Source organism: Microbacterium fluminis, assembly GCF_051549805.1.
In the GTDB taxonomy this organism is placed as follows: domain Bacteria; phylum Actinomycetota; class Actinomycetes; order Actinomycetales; family Microbacteriaceae; genus Microbacterium.
In genome coordinates this window covers 194396-210261 of record NZ_CP196042.1, presented here as the reverse complement: position 1 = coordinate 210261, position 15866 = coordinate 194396, and the positions used below count along the sequence as shown (strand labels likewise).

16 protein-coding genes are annotated in these 15866 nt (G+C 71.4%); 10 read left to right on the top strand and 6 right to left on the bottom strand.

Features of this window, described 5'->3' with window-relative positions; genetic code table 11:
* Positions 1-63: 63 nt before the first annotated feature.
* The 3 genes from ACSJDX_RS00950 (at position 64) to ACSJDX_RS00940 (ending at position 2778) form a co-directional block, all read left to right on the top strand.
* Entirely contained in the window at positions 64-723 is a 660-nt protein-coding gene (locus ACSJDX_RS00950; RefSeq protein ID WP_438353736.1) for a TetR/AcrR family transcriptional regulator, read from the top strand.
* Positions 724-808: 85 nt separating this feature from the next.
* Positions 809-1927 carry a GuaB3 family IMP dehydrogenase-related protein gene (locus tag ACSJDX_RS00945; protein ID WP_438355021.1) on the top strand — a complete coding sequence of 373 codons (1119 nt, stop codon included), beginning with the start codon at positions 809-811 and terminating at the stop codon, positions 1925-1927.
* Between the two features lie 65 nt (positions 1928-1992).
* Positions 1993-2778, top strand: a complete 786-nt coding sequence (locus ACSJDX_RS00940; RefSeq protein ID WP_438355020.1) for an SURF1 family protein — start codon at positions 1993-1995, stop codon at positions 2776-2778.
* A gap of 7 nt (positions 2779-2785) precedes the next feature.
* Here ACSJDX_RS00940 and ACSJDX_RS00935 read toward each other — a convergent pair whose 3' ends face one another.
* Genes ACSJDX_RS00935 through ACSJDX_RS00920 form a run of 4 tightly spaced genes read right to left on the bottom strand, consistent with a single transcriptional unit; the run spans position 2786 to position 7598 of the window.
* Entirely contained in the window at positions 2786-4444 is a 1659-nt protein-coding gene (locus ACSJDX_RS00935; protein WP_438353735.1) for a glycoside hydrolase family 13 protein, read from the bottom strand.
* Between the two features lies 1 nt (position 4445).
* Entirely contained in the window at positions 4446-5366 is a 921-nt protein-coding gene (locus ACSJDX_RS00930; RefSeq protein ID WP_438353734.1) for a carbohydrate ABC transporter permease, read from the bottom strand.
* Entirely contained in the window at positions 5366-6301 is a 936-nt protein-coding gene (locus tag ACSJDX_RS00925; RefSeq protein WP_438353733.1) for a carbohydrate ABC transporter permease, read from the bottom strand. Before ACSJDX_RS00925 ends, ACSJDX_RS00930 begins: the two co-directional genes overlap by 1 nt.
* Before the next feature lie 31 nt (positions 6302-6332).
* Positions 6333-7598, bottom strand: a complete 1266-nt coding sequence (locus ACSJDX_RS00920) for an ABC transporter substrate-binding protein (RefSeq protein WP_438353732.1) — start codon at positions 7596-7598, stop codon at positions 6333-6335.
* 174 nt (positions 7599-7772) lie between these two features.
* Here ACSJDX_RS00920 and ACSJDX_RS00915 point away from each other — a divergent pair, with 174 nt between their 5' ends.
* The 7 genes from ACSJDX_RS00915 (at position 7773) to ACSJDX_RS00885 (ending at position 14143) form a co-directional block, all read left to right on the top strand.
* Positions 7773-8816: a LacI family DNA-binding transcriptional regulator gene (locus tag ACSJDX_RS00915; RefSeq protein ID WP_438353731.1), complete on the top strand. Its 1044-nt coding sequence runs from the start codon at positions 7773-7775 to the stop codon at positions 8814-8816.
* Between the two features lie 9 nt (positions 8817-8825).
* Entirely contained in the window at positions 8826-9314 is a 489-nt protein-coding gene (locus ACSJDX_RS00910) for a DUF3817 domain-containing protein (RefSeq protein WP_438353730.1), read from the top strand.
* Positions 9311-10894, top strand: a complete 1584-nt coding sequence (guaA, locus tag ACSJDX_RS00905; protein ID WP_438353729.1) for a glutamine-hydrolyzing GMP synthase — start codon at positions 9311-9313, stop codon at positions 10892-10894. Before ACSJDX_RS00910 ends, guaA begins: the two co-directional genes overlap by 4 nt.
* 91 nt (positions 10895-10985) lie before the next feature.
* Positions 10986-11426 (top strand): nitroreductase/quinone reductase family protein, encoded by a 441-nt coding sequence (locus tag ACSJDX_RS00900; RefSeq protein WP_438353728.1) that lies wholly within the window; start codon positions 10986-10988, stop codon positions 11424-11426.
* Positions 11423-12817 carry a glycosyltransferase gene (locus tag ACSJDX_RS00895; RefSeq protein ID WP_438353727.1) on the top strand — a complete coding sequence of 465 codons (1395 nt, stop codon included), beginning with the start codon at positions 11423-11425 and terminating at the stop codon, positions 12815-12817. Before ACSJDX_RS00900 ends, ACSJDX_RS00895 begins: the two co-directional genes overlap by 4 nt.
* A 112-nt stretch (positions 12818-12929) precedes the next feature.
* A complete protein-coding gene (locus tag ACSJDX_RS00890) occupies positions 12930-13559 on the top strand; it encodes a ClpP family protease (protein WP_438353726.1) in 630 nt (209 codons plus the stop codon).
* Entirely contained in the window at positions 13556-14143 is a 588-nt protein-coding gene (locus ACSJDX_RS00885) for a ClpP family protease (protein ID WP_438353725.1), read from the top strand. The genes ACSJDX_RS00890 and ACSJDX_RS00885 overlap by 4 nt, the downstream gene beginning before the upstream one ends.
* 42 nt (positions 14144-14185) lie before the next feature.
* On the opposite strand, the gene ligD is transcribed toward ACSJDX_RS00885, so the two are convergent.
* Positions 14186-15424, bottom strand: coding sequence for a non-homologous end-joining DNA ligase (gene ligD / locus ACSJDX_RS00880; RefSeq protein WP_438353724.1), 1239 nt, complete (start codon positions 15422-15424; stop codon positions 14186-14188).
* A gap of 34 nt (positions 15425-15458) precedes the next feature.
* A complete protein-coding gene (locus ACSJDX_RS00875) occupies positions 15459-15815 on the bottom strand; it encodes a helix-turn-helix domain-containing protein (RefSeq protein WP_438353723.1) in 357 nt (118 codons plus the stop codon).
* Positions 15816-15866 lie beyond the last annotated feature (51 nt).

Sequence of the window (15866 nt, the reverse complement as noted above, 5' to 3'; positions counted from 1 at the left end):
TTTGTAATCGAATGATTACTACGACAGGAGCGACTGTAGTAATCGACTGATAACATGTCAAGCATGGCTTCCCCGGACACCGACACCGCCTCCGACACCGCTGTCGAGGTGGTCTCCCGAGCGACCGATCCCACGCGTCGGCTCAGCTCCGACGAGCGTCGTGAGCAGATCGTGCTCGCCGCCCTCGCGGTGTTCGGCGCGCGCGGCTACGTCGGCACCACGACCGACGAGGTGGCCAGGGCCGCGGGGGTCAGCCAGCCCTACGTCGTACGCCTGTTCGGATCGAAGGAGAGCCTGTTCCTCGCCGCCCTGGGCGAAGCGCTGCAGCGTCTCCTCTCCGCGTTCCGCGCCGCGATCGAGGCATCCGACGACGATGCGCCGCTGTCCAAGCGCATCGGCACCGCGTACGTGCGCCTGCTCGAGGTGCGCGGTCTGCATCAGACCCTCTCGCACGCGTTCCTGCTCGGCAGCCACCCCACGATCGGCCCTGCGGCGCGGAGCGGGTTCGCCGAGGTGTGGCAGCTCATCCGCGAGGCCGGGTTCACCGCCGAGGAGGGACGCAGCTTCCTCGCGGAGGGCATGCTCATCAACACCATGATCGGCCTGCGCCTCGTCGACGACTACGGCGGCGACCCGCGCACCACCGAGCTGTTCGAGGCCTGCTTCCCCGAGGAGCTCTCGGCGGTGCTCGCCGTCGTCCCGCGCAGCGACGAACCCTGGTGAGTGCGACGGGGCGGCGGATGCCTCGCCGTCGGCCCGTTCGACCGGATGCCGCGCGAACCCACCCGGGTAGGCTGGAGGGGTGAGCATGGAGATCGAGCTCGGCCGCGCCAAGCGCGCCCGCCGGGCCTACGCGTTCGACGACATCGCGGTCGTGCCCTCGCGGCGCACGCGCAACCCCGAGGATGTCTCGACGGCCTGGTCGATCGACGCGTTCCAGTTCGACATCCCGGTGCTGGGCGCCCCGATGGACTCCGTCACGAGCCCGCGCACGGCGATCATGCTCGGTCAGCTCGGCGGCCTGGGCGTGCTCGACCTCGAGGGGCTGTGGACGCGCTACGACGACCCCGAGCCGCTGCTGTCGGAGATCGCCTCGCTCGACGACGACGCCGCGACCCGGCGCATGCAGGAGCTGTACGCCGAGCCGGTCAAGCCGGAGCTCGTGCGCGCCCGTCTCGCCGAGATCCGCGAGTCCGGCGTCACGGTCGCCGGGTCGCTCACCCCGCAGCGTACGCAGGAGCTGTACGAGACCGTCGTCGCCGCCGGGGTCGACCTCTTCGTCATCCGCGGCACGACGGTCTCGGCCGAGCACGTCTCGAGCGGCGACCAGCCGCTGAACCTCAAGAAGTTCATCTACGACCTCGACGTGCCCGTCATCGTCGGCGGCGCCTCGACCTACACCGCGGCGCTGCACCTCATGCGCACGGGCGCGGCGGGCGTTCTCGTCGGGTTCGGCGGGGGCGCGGCATCCACCACCCGCGCCACCCTCGGCATCCACGCGCCGATGGCCACCGCGGTCTCCGACGTCGCCGGCGCGCGCCGCGACTACCTCGACGAGTCGGGCGGGCGATACGTGCACGTCATCGCCGACGGCGGGGTGGGGACCTCGGGCGACATCGTGAAGGCGCTCGCGATGGGCGCCGACGCCGTCATGCTCGGTGTCGCGCTGGCCCGCGCCACCGATGCGCCCGGCGGCGGCTATCACTGGGGCCCCGAATCGCACCACCCCAAGCTGCCGCGCGGCCGTCGTGTCGCCGTCGAGCAGGTCACCGACCTCGAGTCGGTGCTGTACGGCCCGGCTCCCGTCGCCGACGGCACCGCCAACCTCATCGGGGCGCTGAAGAAGTCGATGGCGACCACGGGATACTCCGACCTGAAGGAGTTCCAGCGGGTCGAGGTCGTCGTCGCGCCCTACAACGGCGGATGACCGACCCGACTTCGCCTGTCGACGCCGCGCTGCCCCAGGTCTTCCCGCCCACGCTGCGCGAGGTGATGCTGCGCCCGCGGTGGCTCGCGATGCTCGCGCTATGCCTGGTCGTGGCGGGCGTGTTCGCCTGGCTCGGCCAATGGCAGCTCGGGCGCGCGGTCGCGGTCAACCCGGTGCCTCCCGGGGCGACGGAGGAGGTGCGTCCGCTCGCGGACGTTGTCTCTCCCGGCGCCTACCTCAACGGGCCGCTCGTCGGCCAGCGCGTCACCACCGCCGGCGCGTGGGTGCCCGGCGACTTCGTGGTGGTATCCTCCCGGTTCAACGACGGGGTTCAGGGCTATTGGGTGACCGGTCAGCTGCGGGTCTCGGGCACCACGACACCGACCTCGATCGCGGTCGCCGCGGGCTGGGCGCCGACCCTCGACGAGGCGCGCGCGGCCGCCGCCGTCCTGGACGGCACGGCCACCGGCGAGACGGTGCAGGTCACGGGACGGCTGATCTCGGACGAGGGCCCCGCGACGCCGAAGCAGGGCGCCGACCCGATGTCCATGACGCGCATGTCGCCGGCCGCCCTGCTCAGCCGCTGGCACGACGTCGCCGGACTCGACGTCTACCGCCCCTACCTCGCCGCCGAGTCCGCGCCGGCTCCGCTGGCCGACATCTCGTCCCGGGCGCCGTCCGACGGCTCCAGCGTCAACTGGCTCAACATCTTCTACGCCGTCGAGTGGGCGGTCTTCGCCGGGTTCGCGTTCTACCTCTGGTACCGGCTCGCGCGCGACGCGTGGGAGCGCGAGGTCGAGGAGATCGAGGATGCCGCACAGGAGGCATCCGAGTCTCCCTCCGCGGTCTGAGGGCGCGTCAGCCCCCGCGGGTCCACGCCGTGGTCTCGCCCGGCAGCCTGCCGGCGACCACCTCGCCGCTGGCGATGACCACGTCGGACGCGTCGAACGCGACCGGCTCGACGCCGAAGTTCGTCGTGACCCGCCAGCCGTTCGGCCGCCGGAACGACAGCACGTCGTCGCGCCCGGTCTCGATCCACGCGAGCGACTCCTCGGTCTGCAGGGCGCGACGCGCGGCGAGTGCGTTCCGGTAGAGCTGCAGGCTCGAGTCGGGGTCGGCCTCCTCGACGTCGACCGCGACCGCGGCGAACCACTCCGGCTGAGGCAGGTGCGCGCCGTCGGCGCCGAAGCCGAACGACGAGCCCGCCGCCGTCCACGGGAGCGGGACGCGGCATCCGTCCCTCCCGACGTCGACGCCCGGACTGCGGAAGAACGTCGGGTCCTGCCGGTGGGCGTCGTCGATCTCGGCGACCTCGTGGAGCCCGAGCTCTTCGCCCTGGTAGAGGTAGGCCGAGCCGGGCAGGCCCAGCAGGAAGAGGGTGGCGGCCCGCGCCCGGCGTGCGCCGCGGTCACGATCGAGCGGCGGCTGCGTCCCCCCGGAGAGCAGCCACTCGGTACCGTGCTTGAGCACGGGCCGCCGGTCGGATCCGCGGTCGGGATGCGGAAGTCCGTAGCGGGTGGGATGCCGCACCACGTCGTGGTTCGACAGCACCCAGGTCGTCGACGAGCCCGACGTGCGCGCCAGCTCGAGGTTCTCGGTGACGATGCGTCGGAACTGCGCGGCGTCGAAGTCGGCCTCGAGCAGGTCGAAGTTGAACGCCTGTCCGAGCCCCTCTCCGCTGGCGTAGCGGGGGATGCGGTGCTGGGCGACCCACGCCTCGGCCACCGCGGTGCGGGGCGGGTCGTACTCGTCGAAGACGGCGCGCCACTGCGCGTACACGTCGTGCACGTCGTCGCGGTCGATGAGCGGGTGACGGCCGTCCTGGGGGAGCGTGTCGAGGGTCGAGCGGTCGGGCAGCGGCTCGGTGAGGTCCTTCGTGAGCATGTGGGCGACGTCGATGCGGAAGCCGTCGACGCCGCGGTCGGCCCAGAACCGCAGGGTGCGCACGAAGTCCCCGCGCACCTCGGGGTTGCTCCAGTTGAGGTCGGGCTGCTCGACCGCGAAGCTGTGCAGATACCACTGCCCGTCGTCGGTGCGCTCCCATGCCGGACCGCCGAACGCCGACACCCAGTCGGTCGGTGCCTGCGCACCCTCCGCGCCGTTCCCGTCGCGGAAGTGGTAGCGGTCGCGGGCGGCGGAGCCCGGGGCGGCACCGACCGCCTCGCGGAACCACGCGTGCCGGTCGGACGTGTGGTTGGGCACGATGTCGATCACGATCCGGATTCCGGCGGCGTGCAGGTCGGCGATGAGCGCGTCGACGTCGTCGAGCGTGCCCAGGCGCGGGTCGACGTCGCGGTAGTCGTCGACGTCGTAGCCCCCGTCGGCGAGCGCCGAGGGGTAGAACGGGCTCAGCCAGACCGCGTCGATGCCGAGCGCCCGCAAGTAGGGGAGACGGGAGCGGATGCCTCGGATGTCGCCGATGCCGTCGCCGTCCGCATCGGCGAAGCTGCGCGGATAGATCTGGTAGACGACGGCCTGACGCCACCAAGCGGCCTCGCCGGAGCGCGACGGCGGCATGTCAGCCCTTCACCGCGCCCTGCGTGACGCCCTCCATGACCCAGCGCTGCGTGAACAGGTAGACGATGATCGCCGGCGCCATGGCCATCAGGTACGACGCGAACGACACGTTGTAGTTGTTGCTGAACTGGGTCTGGAAGATCGCCTGCACGACGGGCAGCGTCTGCTGCGCGGGATCGGAGATGATCAGCGACGGCATCATGAAGTCGTTCCACGAGGCCAGGAACGCGAAGATGCCGACCGTCGCGCTCATCGGCGCCAGGAGCGGGAACGTGAGCTGCCAGAACGCCTGCCACGTCGTCGCGCCGTCTATGCGAGCGCTCTCCTCGAGCTCGATCGGGATCGAGCGCAGGAACGCGGTGAAAAGCAGCACGCTGAAGCTCAGCTGGAACATGATGTGCAGCAGCGTCACGCCGACGGGGTTGTCGAGCCCGGCGAGTCCGGTGAGCTGGATCTGCGGCAGCGCCAGCACCGGGAACGGGATGAACATCGCCATCAGCAGGTAGTAGAACGACCAGCGGAACAGCCGCTTGTCCCAGTTGCGGGCGATCGCGAACGACGCCACCGAGGCGAGCAGGATCGTGCCGGCGACGGTGAAGGCCGTCACCAGGACGGTGATCGTGAACGCCACGGGGAAGTTCGTCAGCCCCCACGCGGCCACGAAGCCGTCGACGCTGAACGGCGCCGGCAGCGAGAAGGCGTTGCCGTCCGCGACCTGGGAGCTCGTCTTGAAGGCGGTGACGATCGTGACGTACAGCGGCACCAGCACGGTGACGCAGCACAGGATGAGGATGATCGTGCCCGGCCAGTTGACCCGTTCCATGGTGAACCGGCCACGACGCGGCGCCTGGCGGGCGGGAGCGCCCTCGAGGACCTCGGTGGCATCGATCGTCTCGACGACGAGAGCTGGCTGAACCGACATCAGAGCACGTTCCTTCCGCGGGTGAGACCGAGTTGGAGCAGGGCGATGACCACGGTGATGAGGAAGAAGATCGTCGCGTTGGCCATCTGGTAGGCGTAGTCGCCGCCGGTGAAGCCGGTCACGATCGTCATCGCGATGCTGCGGGTCGACGTGCCGGGACCGCCGCCGGTGAGGCCGACGATGATGTCGTACGCGTTCAGGAAGCCCTTGAAGCCCAGGATGATGTTGATCACCACGTACCCCGCCACCAGCGGCAGCGTGATGCGGGTGAGCTGGGCGAGCTTGCCGGCCCCGTCGATGTCGGCGGCCTCGTAGACGTCGCCGGGGATGGACAGCAGCCCTGCGATGTAGATCAGCAGGGTGCCGGGGATCGCCTGCCACGCGGTGACGATCACGATCGCCACCCACGCGAGGTCGGGGTTGGCGAGGATGCTCTCGCTGAGCCACCCCGCACCGATCGCCTGCCCGAACGCGGGCACCGAGTTGGAGAACAGGAAGTTGAACACGAACGCGATCACGATGCCCGAGATCACCATGGGGATCACGAAGATCGTGCGCAGTGCGGTCTTGCCGCGGATGCGCGAAGTGAGCCCCACCGCGAGGAGGAAGGCCACGGCGTTGACCAGCAGCACGGTGACGGCCGCGAAGCCGAACGTGAAGAGGTAGCTCTGCAGGATCGCGGGATCGCTGAAGGCCGCGACGTAGTTGATCAGCCCGATGAACTGCCAGTCGCCGAAGCCGATCGAGTTGGTGAAGCTGAACAGGATGCCGATGATCGCCGGGAGGGTGATCGAGAGCGTGAACAGCACGAGGCTCGGCAGGAGGAAGACGTAGTACATCCTGTCGACCCTGCGGCGGGCCGGGGCCGCCGCCCGAGCGGCGACCCGCCCTCTGCGGTCCTTCGGTGCGACGAGCGTCGCCGTGGTGCTTGCCATGTCGTTCGCTTCCCTTCTGCTGCCCGTGCGCCTATTGCCGCAGCGCCAGGCGCGCCCAGTCGGCATCCATCGTCTGCAGGGTCCCCGTGGGGTTGGATCCGGTCACGATGCCCTGCATGTAGTTCTCGGTCGGGATCGTGAGCGGGATCGACTTCGACGGACCCTGGTAGAACTTCGCCTCGTCGAAGTACTTCTTCATCCCGAGGATGCGCGGATCGGTCACCGGCGCGGAGTCGGTGGTCGTGCCGTACCCGAGGAACGCGGCGTTGTAGTCGTCCATCACGTTCTTCTGGAACAGGTAGGTGAGGAACTCGCGCGCCGCCGCCTTGTGCTTCGAGGCCTCCGGGATCCACGCCGCCAGGTCGAGGTTGACCCGCACCTTGAGGTCGTCCGCGCTGCCGGTCATCGGCAGCGGGAAGGTGCCGAGGTCGAGGTTCGGATCGGTCTTGTCGATCTCGCTGAACGCCCACGGCCCCTGCAGGTACATCGCGGCCTTGCCCTGCCCGAACGCCAGGTTGCCGTCGCCGTAGCCGCGACTGTCGGCATCCGCGTTCGTGTAGTTCTTGCTCAGCTGCAGCATCCGGTCGATCGGCTCCACGAACCCGTTCTGGAACGATGCGGTCGAATCGGGGCCGACGGCGGTGCCCTCCCGGGCCATCTCGTCGAAGAACGTGGCCACGTCGACGGACCCTCCGACGGTGTAGTCGAACCAGCCCTGCGCCACGGTCCAGGGGTCCTTGAACGTCGCGTAGAACGGGGTGACGCCGGCGGCCTTGAGCGTGTCGCAGACGGCGATGAGCTCGTCCCACGTCTGGGGCACCTGGACGCCCGCCACGGCGAACACCTTCTTGTTGTAGATGACGGAGGCGGCCTGCACCGAGTAGGGCAGCACGCTGGTGCGGCCGGGGTAGGTCGCGTACTGGTCTACGAGCTTCTGCACGCTGGGGAGGATGCGCTGCGCCTCGGGCATGTCCCCGAGGTCGCTCAGTGCGCCGCGCTCCATGAAGCGCGCCATCTCCATGTTGTAGTTCAGCATCCCCAGGTCGGGCGGGTTGCCGCGGAGGAACCCGGCCTGCAGGCTCGACGAGCTGTCGAGCACCACCTGCACCTTGGTCTGCGATGCGTTGAAGGTGGCGATCAGATCGCGGAAGTAGGGGATGGCCTCCGGCTTGCTCAGATAGAAGCGCACCGGCTCGGGTCCGCTCGCGGAGCAGGCGGTCAGCGCACCGCAGACGGCCACGGCGGCCAGCAGCACGGAGAGCAGGCGGCGCAGTCGCCGCGGGCGGTTCGATGGCACGTCGTCGTCCCTTCGCCGGCTTCCGCATCGGCGTCGATCCCATCGGCGTCGACGGTATCGGAAGCGTTTCCGACATGGAACCATCGGAGCCGGCCGGTGTCAATGGCGTGTCTGAACTGTGATCAGAAAGCGATTCCGAGCACGGATGCCGCTCCCGAGCGATATCGTGTCGGGATGACGATGGAGCGCGCCGGCGTCAACATGGCCGACGTGGCCGCGCGGGCCGGGGTCGGCATGGCGACGGTCTCGCGTGCGCTCAGCGGTGCGTACGGCGTCTCCGAGAGCACCCGCGGACGCATCCGCGCCATCGCGGCCGAGATGGGCTACGTCGTCTCGCCCGAGGCATCCCGCCTGGCGCGCGGTGCGACCGGGCGCATCGCGGTGCTCCTCCCGCACACTTCCCAGTGGTTCTTCGGGGCCGCCGCGGAGGGCATCGAGGCCGAGCTGCGCCGCGCAGACGTCGACGTGCTGCTGTATCAGGTGAGCGACGCCGAATCCCGGCACCGCTTCTTCTCCGAGCTGCCGACCCGGCGCAAGGTCGACGCGGTCCTGGTGGTGGGGATGCCCGTGACCGAGGCCGAGCGCGCAGCCCTGGAGACCCTCCAGGTGCAGATCGTCTCGGTCAGCGGAAAGCTCTCGCGATTCCCCTTCGTGCGCGTCGACGACGTCGAGGCGGCGCGGCAGGCGACCACCCATCTGCTCTCCCTCGGGCATCGGCGGATCGGCATGATCGAGGCGGTCGAGCCGAGCATCCCGGAATGGGATGTCGAGATCGGCCGATCCGCGGGCTACCACGCGGCCCTCGCCGCGGCGGGGATCGCCCCCGATCCCGACCTGGTCGTGCGATGCGCGTTCGATCCGGAGCAGGCGGCGCGGGCGATGGGGCGGCTCCTCACCCTCGCCGACCCTCCCACCGCCGTCTACGCGCACTTCGACGAAGTGGCCGCGGCCGCACTGCGCACGATCCGTCGCAGCGGACTCCGGGTGCCCGAGGACATCTCGGTGATCGGCATCGACGACCACCCGATCGCCGAGCTCCTCGACCTCACCACGATCGCCCAGCCGGTCTTCGAGCAGGGCGCCCTCGCCGCGCGGATGGCGCTGGAGCTGCTGGCCGGGCGCAGCGTCGACACCGAGGTGACCGTGCCCACCTCCCTGGTCGTCCGCGCCAGCACGGCGCCCGCGCCGACGGCGGGGGCCGCGCGGGCCCGCGACTAGACTGGACGCATGCCCGCAGCCCCCAGACTCGCCACCTTTCCGGCGATCCGCGGCGCCCTGAGGTTCTACCAGATCTGCTCGGTCATCACCGGTGTCGGTCTGCTGCTGCTGTGCGCCGAGATGATCCTCAAGTACACGCCGCTGCACGTCGAGCTGTTCCTGGGCGGCTCCGGCGGGTTCCTCTGGTTCGCCGACGTCATCGAGGGTCCGCAGGGCGGCCTCCTCTCCACCGGCGACGGGTTCAACCTGTCGCTCGGCATCCTCGTCGCCCACGGCTGGTTCTACGTCGTGTACCTCTTCGCCTGCTTCCGCGTGTGGAGCCTCATGCGCTGGCCCTTCCTGCGCTTCCTGCTGCTGGCCACCGGCGGCGTCGTGCCGCTGGCCTCCTTCTTCCTCGAGGTGCGCGTCGCCCGCGACGTGCGCCGGTACCTCGCCGAGCGCGAGGCCGCCGAGGCATCCGCTTCTTCGTCCCTCGCCCCGGAAGGCACGACACGGTGACCGAACAGACCGAGACCGATCAGCGTCCCGTCCTCGTCGTCGACTTCGGCGCGCAGTACGCGCAGCTGATCGCCCGCCGCGTCCGCGAGGCGGGCGTGTACAGCGAGATCGTGCCGCATACGGCCACCGCGGCCGAGATCGCCGCCAAGAACCCGGTGGGCATCATCCTCTCGGGCGGCCCGTCGTCGGTGTACGAGCCCGGCGCTCCGTCGCTCGACGCGGGCGTGTTCGACCTCGGGGTGCCGACGCTCGGCATCTGCTACGGCTTCCAGGTGATGGCCCAGGCGCTCGGCGGCGAGGTGGCCAACACGGGGCTGCGCGAGTACGGGGCGACGGATGCCGCGCTCACCGGCGACGGCGGGGTGCTCCTCGGTGGCCAGCCGGCCGACCAGAACGTGTGGATGAGCCACGGCGACCAGGTCTCGAAGGCGCCGGAGGGATTCGCGGTCCTCGCCTCCACGACCGCGACGCCCGTCGCCGCGTTCGGCAACGACGAGCGTCGGTTCTACGGCGTGCAGTGGCACCCCGAGGTCAAGCACACCGACCACGGGCAGAAGGTCATCGAGAACTTCCTGCACAAGGCGGCGGGGCTGCCGGCCGACTGGAACAGCGGCAACGTCATCGCCGAGCAGGTCGCGCGGATCCGCGAGCAGATCGGCACCGGACGCGTCATCTCGGCGCTGTCCGGCGGTGTCGACTCCGCGGTGTCGACGGCGCTCGTGCACAGGGCCGTCGGCGACCAACTGACCGCGATCTTCGTCGACCACGGCCTGCTGCGGAAGGGCGAGCGGGAGCAGGTCGAGCAGGACTACGTCGCCTCCACCGGCGTGCGGCTCATCACCGTCGACGCCCGCGAGCAGTTCCTCACCGCGCTCGAGGGCGTCAGCGACCCCGAGCAGAAGCGCAAGATCATCGGCCGCGAGTTCATCCGCTCGTTCGAGGCCGCCGAGCGCGACCTCGTCGCGGAGGCGGCCGCCGACGGCGAGCCGATCCGCTTCCTGGTGCAGGGCACGCTCTATCCCGACGTCGTCGAGTCCGGCGGCGGCACCGGCACCGCCAACATCAAGAGCCACCACAACGTCGGCGGGCTCCCCGAAGACCTCCAGTTCGCGCTCGTCGAGCCGCTGCGCACCCTGTTCAAGGACGAGGTGCGCGCCATCGGCCGCGAGCTCGGCCTCCCCGAGGCGATCGTCGCCCGGCAGCCCTTTCCGGGGCCGGGCCTCGGCATCCGGATCGTGGGCGCCGTCACCGCCGATCGCCTGGAGATCCTGCGCGACGCCGACGCCATCGCCCGCGAGGAGCTGACGAAGGCGGGCCTGGACGGCGAGATCTGGCAGTGCCCGGTCGTGCTGCTCGCCGACGTGCGCTCGGTGGGCGTGCAGGGCGACGGCCGCACCTACGGGCACCCCATCGTGCTGCGCCCGGTGTCGTCCGAAGACGCGATGACCGCCGACTGGACGCGCCTGCCCTACGACGTGCTGTCGAAGATCTCCAACCGCATCACCAACGAGGTGCGCGAGGTGAACCGGGTCGTGCTCGACGTGACGTCCAAGCCGCCGGGCACCATCGAGTGGGAGTGACCCGGGACGCGGTCCGGCGGTCGTCGAGGGAAGAGACGGTGCCGTTCGCGCGACGGGTGCCGGATCGCCGCCCATGCGTGAGGATGGGACCGTGAGCGCGCGCTACGTCAAGCCGACCGGAGCAGACGGTGTCTTCAACTCCCTCGTGGGGTGGCTGACCCGCATCGGGCTGCCGCTGGCGGGCAGCCGGGTGCTGTCCGTGCAGGGGCGCAAGAGCGGCGAGTGGCGCTCGACGCCGGTGAACCCTCTGCGCGTCGCCGGTGAGCGGTACCTGGTGTCGCCCCGGGGGCACACGCAGTGGGTCAGGAACATCCGGGTCTCGGGTGAGGCGCGCCTCGCACACGGCCGCCGCGTCGAGCACATCCGGGTGGAGGAGGTCGCCGACGACCTCAAACCGCCGATCCTGCGCGCGTACCTGAAGGCGTGGGCGTGGGAGGTCGGCCGGTTCTTCGAGAACGTCGACGCGAACTCCTCCGAGGAACGCCTCCGCGAGATCGCGCCGGGCTTCCCCGTGTTCCGGATCGTGCCGTGACGGCATTCCCCGACGCCGAGTACGTGGTGCTGTCGAGCCGGCTCATCCCCGACCACGACGGCGGCTACACCTTCGCCACGCTCGCGCGGGCGCGGCAGATGGCGGCTGCGGGGGTGACGGGAGGTCGCGGCCCGCTGCTGCTCACGGTCGACCCCGGCACACCCGACGACCACGACCGTCACCGCCGCACGTTCGTCGCGCGGGATCTCGTCCTCGCCGCAGACCGCATGCGCAACCTGTTCGACGAGGCCGGGGCGCCCGGAGGCGGCGCGGCCGACTGGCTCCGCGCCGCCGCGCACCCGGGTGCCGCCGACCCCGCCCTGGAATACCGGGAGATCCGGGATGCCGGTGGTCGGGGCATCCTGAACCTGCCCGTCATCGCGGGCGACCCGGACTGGCACGTCAGCGCGGCGCCGGTCGTGGTGCTCGACGCGACCGGGGCCGTCGCCGGGGTGCTCGACGGTTTCGGGGCGCTGTACCGTGCCTGGCTCGACCACGTGCTCGCGGGGCTGCGTGCCGGCGATCCCGCCCGCCCCGTCGTGGTGCTGTGCGAGTCGCGTCAGCTGGGCGAGCTGCTCGCCGGGTGGGACGACCCCGACGCGCGCATCCTGCACCCGATCCACACGATGCACCTCGAGCCGCCGTTCACCGACGACGCCCCGGTGAACACGCTGTGGACCCGCTGGCTCGGCGTCGCCGACCGCTTCGACGCCGTGCTGTGGCCCACCGGAGCGCAGCGCGACGACGTGCAGGCGCGCTTCGGCGCCTCGGACGTGCACCTCGTCGTTCCACAGGGCGTGGATGCCGCGGCATCCGTCGTCCCGCCGGGCCGCCGCGTGCGCGGGCGGGTCGTGATGCTCAGCCGCCTCGCTCCCGGCAAGCGCATCGACGCGGCCATCCGCGTGTTCGGGCGCGTGGTCGAGGCGGTTCCGCATGCCACGCTCGACGTGTTCGGCGACGGTGCCGAGCGCGAGAGGCTGCAGGCGCAGATCGATGCCGCGGGGCTCGGCGACGCCGTGCGCCTTCGCGGGCTCACGCACGAACCCGACCGGGTGCTCGGCGAGGCGTGGGCGTTCCTGTCGACCTCGGCGTACGAGGGCCAGGGGCTGTCGATCGCGGAGGCGCTGGCCCACGGATGCCCCGTGGTGACGTGGGACGTGAAGTACGGCCCCCGCGACGCGCTCGCCCGCGGCGGCGGCGTGCTCGTGCCCGACGGCGACGAGGACGCGCTCGTCGACGCGCTCGTGCGGGTGCTGGGCGACCCCGGCGAGCACGGCCGCCTGGCCGCCGAGGCGGTCGAGTCGGCCCGCCGCCTCGACCCCGCCCACGTGATGGCCGCGCTCGCCGACGCCGCGCGCGTCGCGCTCGAGCGTCCGTCCCGCCGCGCCTGACCCGATCGGGCGGATCGGCCCGGAGGATCGGCCGGCAGCGGTTCGGCCGGGAGCGGATCGGCTGGGAGCAGAACGACGCCCTGTGCGTATCGGGGCGACGGATGCTGGGGGCATGGCAGATGACAACCGACCCCTGTACTTCGGCGCCGAGGCGCGGCGGGAGCTGTACGCCCAGCGCGTGCTCGTGCTCGACGGAGCCCTCGACGACGACAACGGCACCCTGATCGCGACCCAGCTCCTGGCGCTGGCGGCGGAGGACGAGGCATCCGATATCGCCCTGTGGATCCACTCGCCCGGCGGCTCGGTGCCGTCGATGCTGGCGATCCGCGACGTGATGCGGCTGATCCCCAACGACGTCGCCACCCTCGTGCTGGGCATGGCCGCCAGTGCCGGCCAGTTCCTGCTCAGCGCCGGCACGCCGGGGAAGCGCAGGGCGCTGCCGCACGCGCGCATCCTGATGCACCAGGGGTCGGCGGGCATCGGGGGCTCGGCGGTGGAGGTCGAGGTGCAGGCCGACGATCTGCGGCACATGCGCGACACGGTGCTCGGGCTCATCGCCGCCGACACGGGGCAGCCCGTGGCGCGCGTGTTCGAGGACTCGCTGCACGACCGCTGGTACACCGCCGCGCAGGCGCTCGACTACGGATTCATCGACGGCATCGTCGACGCGTTCGCCCAGGTGGTGCCGCGGCGGCGCCGACCGGCCGGACTGGGCGTCGGCGCCGGGGAGGTGGCGGCATGAGCGGCTACACGATCCCGAACGTCGTGGCGCCGCATCCGCGAGGCGACCGCATCATGGACGTCTACTCGCACCTCCTCGCCGAGCGGGTGGTCTACCTCGGCACGGCGATCGACGCGGGGGTCGCGAACGCACTGATCGCACAGCTGCTGCACCTCGATGCCGACAGCCCCGACCGCGACATCCAGCTGTACATCAACAGCGAGGGCGGCGACCCGTCGGCGATGCTCGCGGTGTACGACACGATGCAGCACGTGCGGCCGAACGTCGCCACCACCGTCGTGGGCCAGGCGATCGGCGTGGGCGCGGTGATGCTCGCGGCGGGTGCGCCCGGCAAGCGCGCGGTGCTCCCGCACGCCCGCATCGTGCTGCACCAGCCCGCCGGCCAGGGCCGTGGCGCGATCCCCGACCTCATCCTGCAGGCCGACGAGCTCGTGCGGGTGCGCGGCGACGTCGAGCAGATCCTCGCCCGGCATACGGCCACGGATGCCGCGCAGCTCCGCCGCGACACCGACCGCGACCGCGTCTTCACCGCCGCGGAGGCGGTGGCGTACGGCCTCGCCGATCGCGTGCTGGACCGCGTCTGACCCCCGCACGCCGTTCGACCGCGAGCGGGCGGGGGCGACGGGTCAGGGGGTCGGGCGACCGGGCCAGGTCTTGCCGGCCCAGGGGTCGTAGTCGGCGAGCAGCTCGCCCTGCGCGGGGCGCTCGGCCTCGGGCACGTGCTGCAGGTTGACCCGCACGCGATACCACAGCGAGCTCGACCCGCGCATGCCGTCGACGAGCACGTCGGCGGGGTGCAGCATCCCCGAGATGGACGGATGCTGCGCCCGCCACTGTTCGAGCGCGTCGAGCGCCTCGGGCTTGGTCTTGGTGCGCGCGATCTCGATGAGCGGCATCGTCGAGGCGCGACGGCCCGCGCCGTCGCCCGCGCGCGGCGGCTTCTCGGCGGGGCCGAGCTCCGCCGCCAGCGCGAGGAGCCCGTCGAGCGTGCCGACGGCGTCGTCGATCCCGGCGTGCGGGTCGCCGATCTCGGCATACCTCCCCGGCACGGTCAGCGCGGTGAACTCCTCGGGCCGGCGGTCGCGCACCTCGTCCCAGCCCAGCGGCGTCGAGACGCGCGCGTCGGGCAGCGGGCGGATCGAGTACGCCGATGCCACGGTGCGGTCCTTCGCGTTCTGGTTGAAGTCGACGAACACGCTCTCCCCGCGCTCCTCCTTCCACCACCGCGCAGTAGCGAGCCCCGGCGCGCGGTTCTCGACCTCGCGCGCGAGGGTCTCGGCGGCGAGGCGCACGTCGCCGAACGTCCAGCGGGGGGCGACGCGCACGAGGACGTGCAGCCCGCGCGACCCGCTCGTCTTCGGCCAGCCGACCAGCCCGACGTCGTCGAGCACCTCGCGCACCACCATCGCGACGTCGACGATCTGCGACCAGTCCACTCCCGGCATCGGATCGAGGTCGACGCGAAGCTCGTCGGGGTGGTCGAGGTCCTCCGCGCGCACCGGATGCGGGTTGAGGTCGAGGCATCCGAGGTTCACGACCCACGCCAGCCCCGCGGCATCCCGGATGACCGCTTCCTCGGCCGACGTCCCGCGCGCGTACTGCAGCGTCGCGGTGTCGATGAACTCGGGGTGGTTCTCGGGCACGCGCTTCTGGAAGAACGCCTCCTGGTCGATGCCCTTCACGAACCGCTTGAGCACCATCGGTCGGCCGCCCGCGCCGCGCAGGGCGCCGTCGGAGACCGCGAGGAAGTAGCGCACCACGTCGAGCTTGGTGAGCCCGGGCTCCGGGAACACGATCTTGTCGGGGCTCGAGATGCGCACCTCGGTCCCGCCGATGTCGAGGAACTCCTCTTTGCGCGCGGCCATGCTCGACAGGCTAGCCCCGCGCGCGGGACGGCGACTACGACGCGAGCGCGTACACGCCGGGACCGGACGGATGCTGCGCGACGCCCGGTGCCGCAGCGAGGGAGGTGAGCGCGACCGGGCCGTTCAGGTCCACCGCGACGGCCACGGTGAGGTCGATGAGCGTCACCCTCAGCGCACCGGCGATCGCCGCGATCATCTCGCTGGAGGGCTCTTTGAGACCGCGCTCGACCTCGGAGAGGTATTGCGGCGACACCCCCGCGCGGCGCGCGGTGTCGGCGAGGCGCTCGCCGCGCTCGTGCCGCAGGCGCCGCAGCACCTCGCCGAGCGCCTCGCGCCACAGCCGCTCGGGGGCGGGTGCGGGTCGCTGCGGCAGCGGGATGAGCTCGGCCATGTGCTCAGGCTAGAACGGCCCGGATGCCGCGGCCCAGGCGTTCCGCCCACA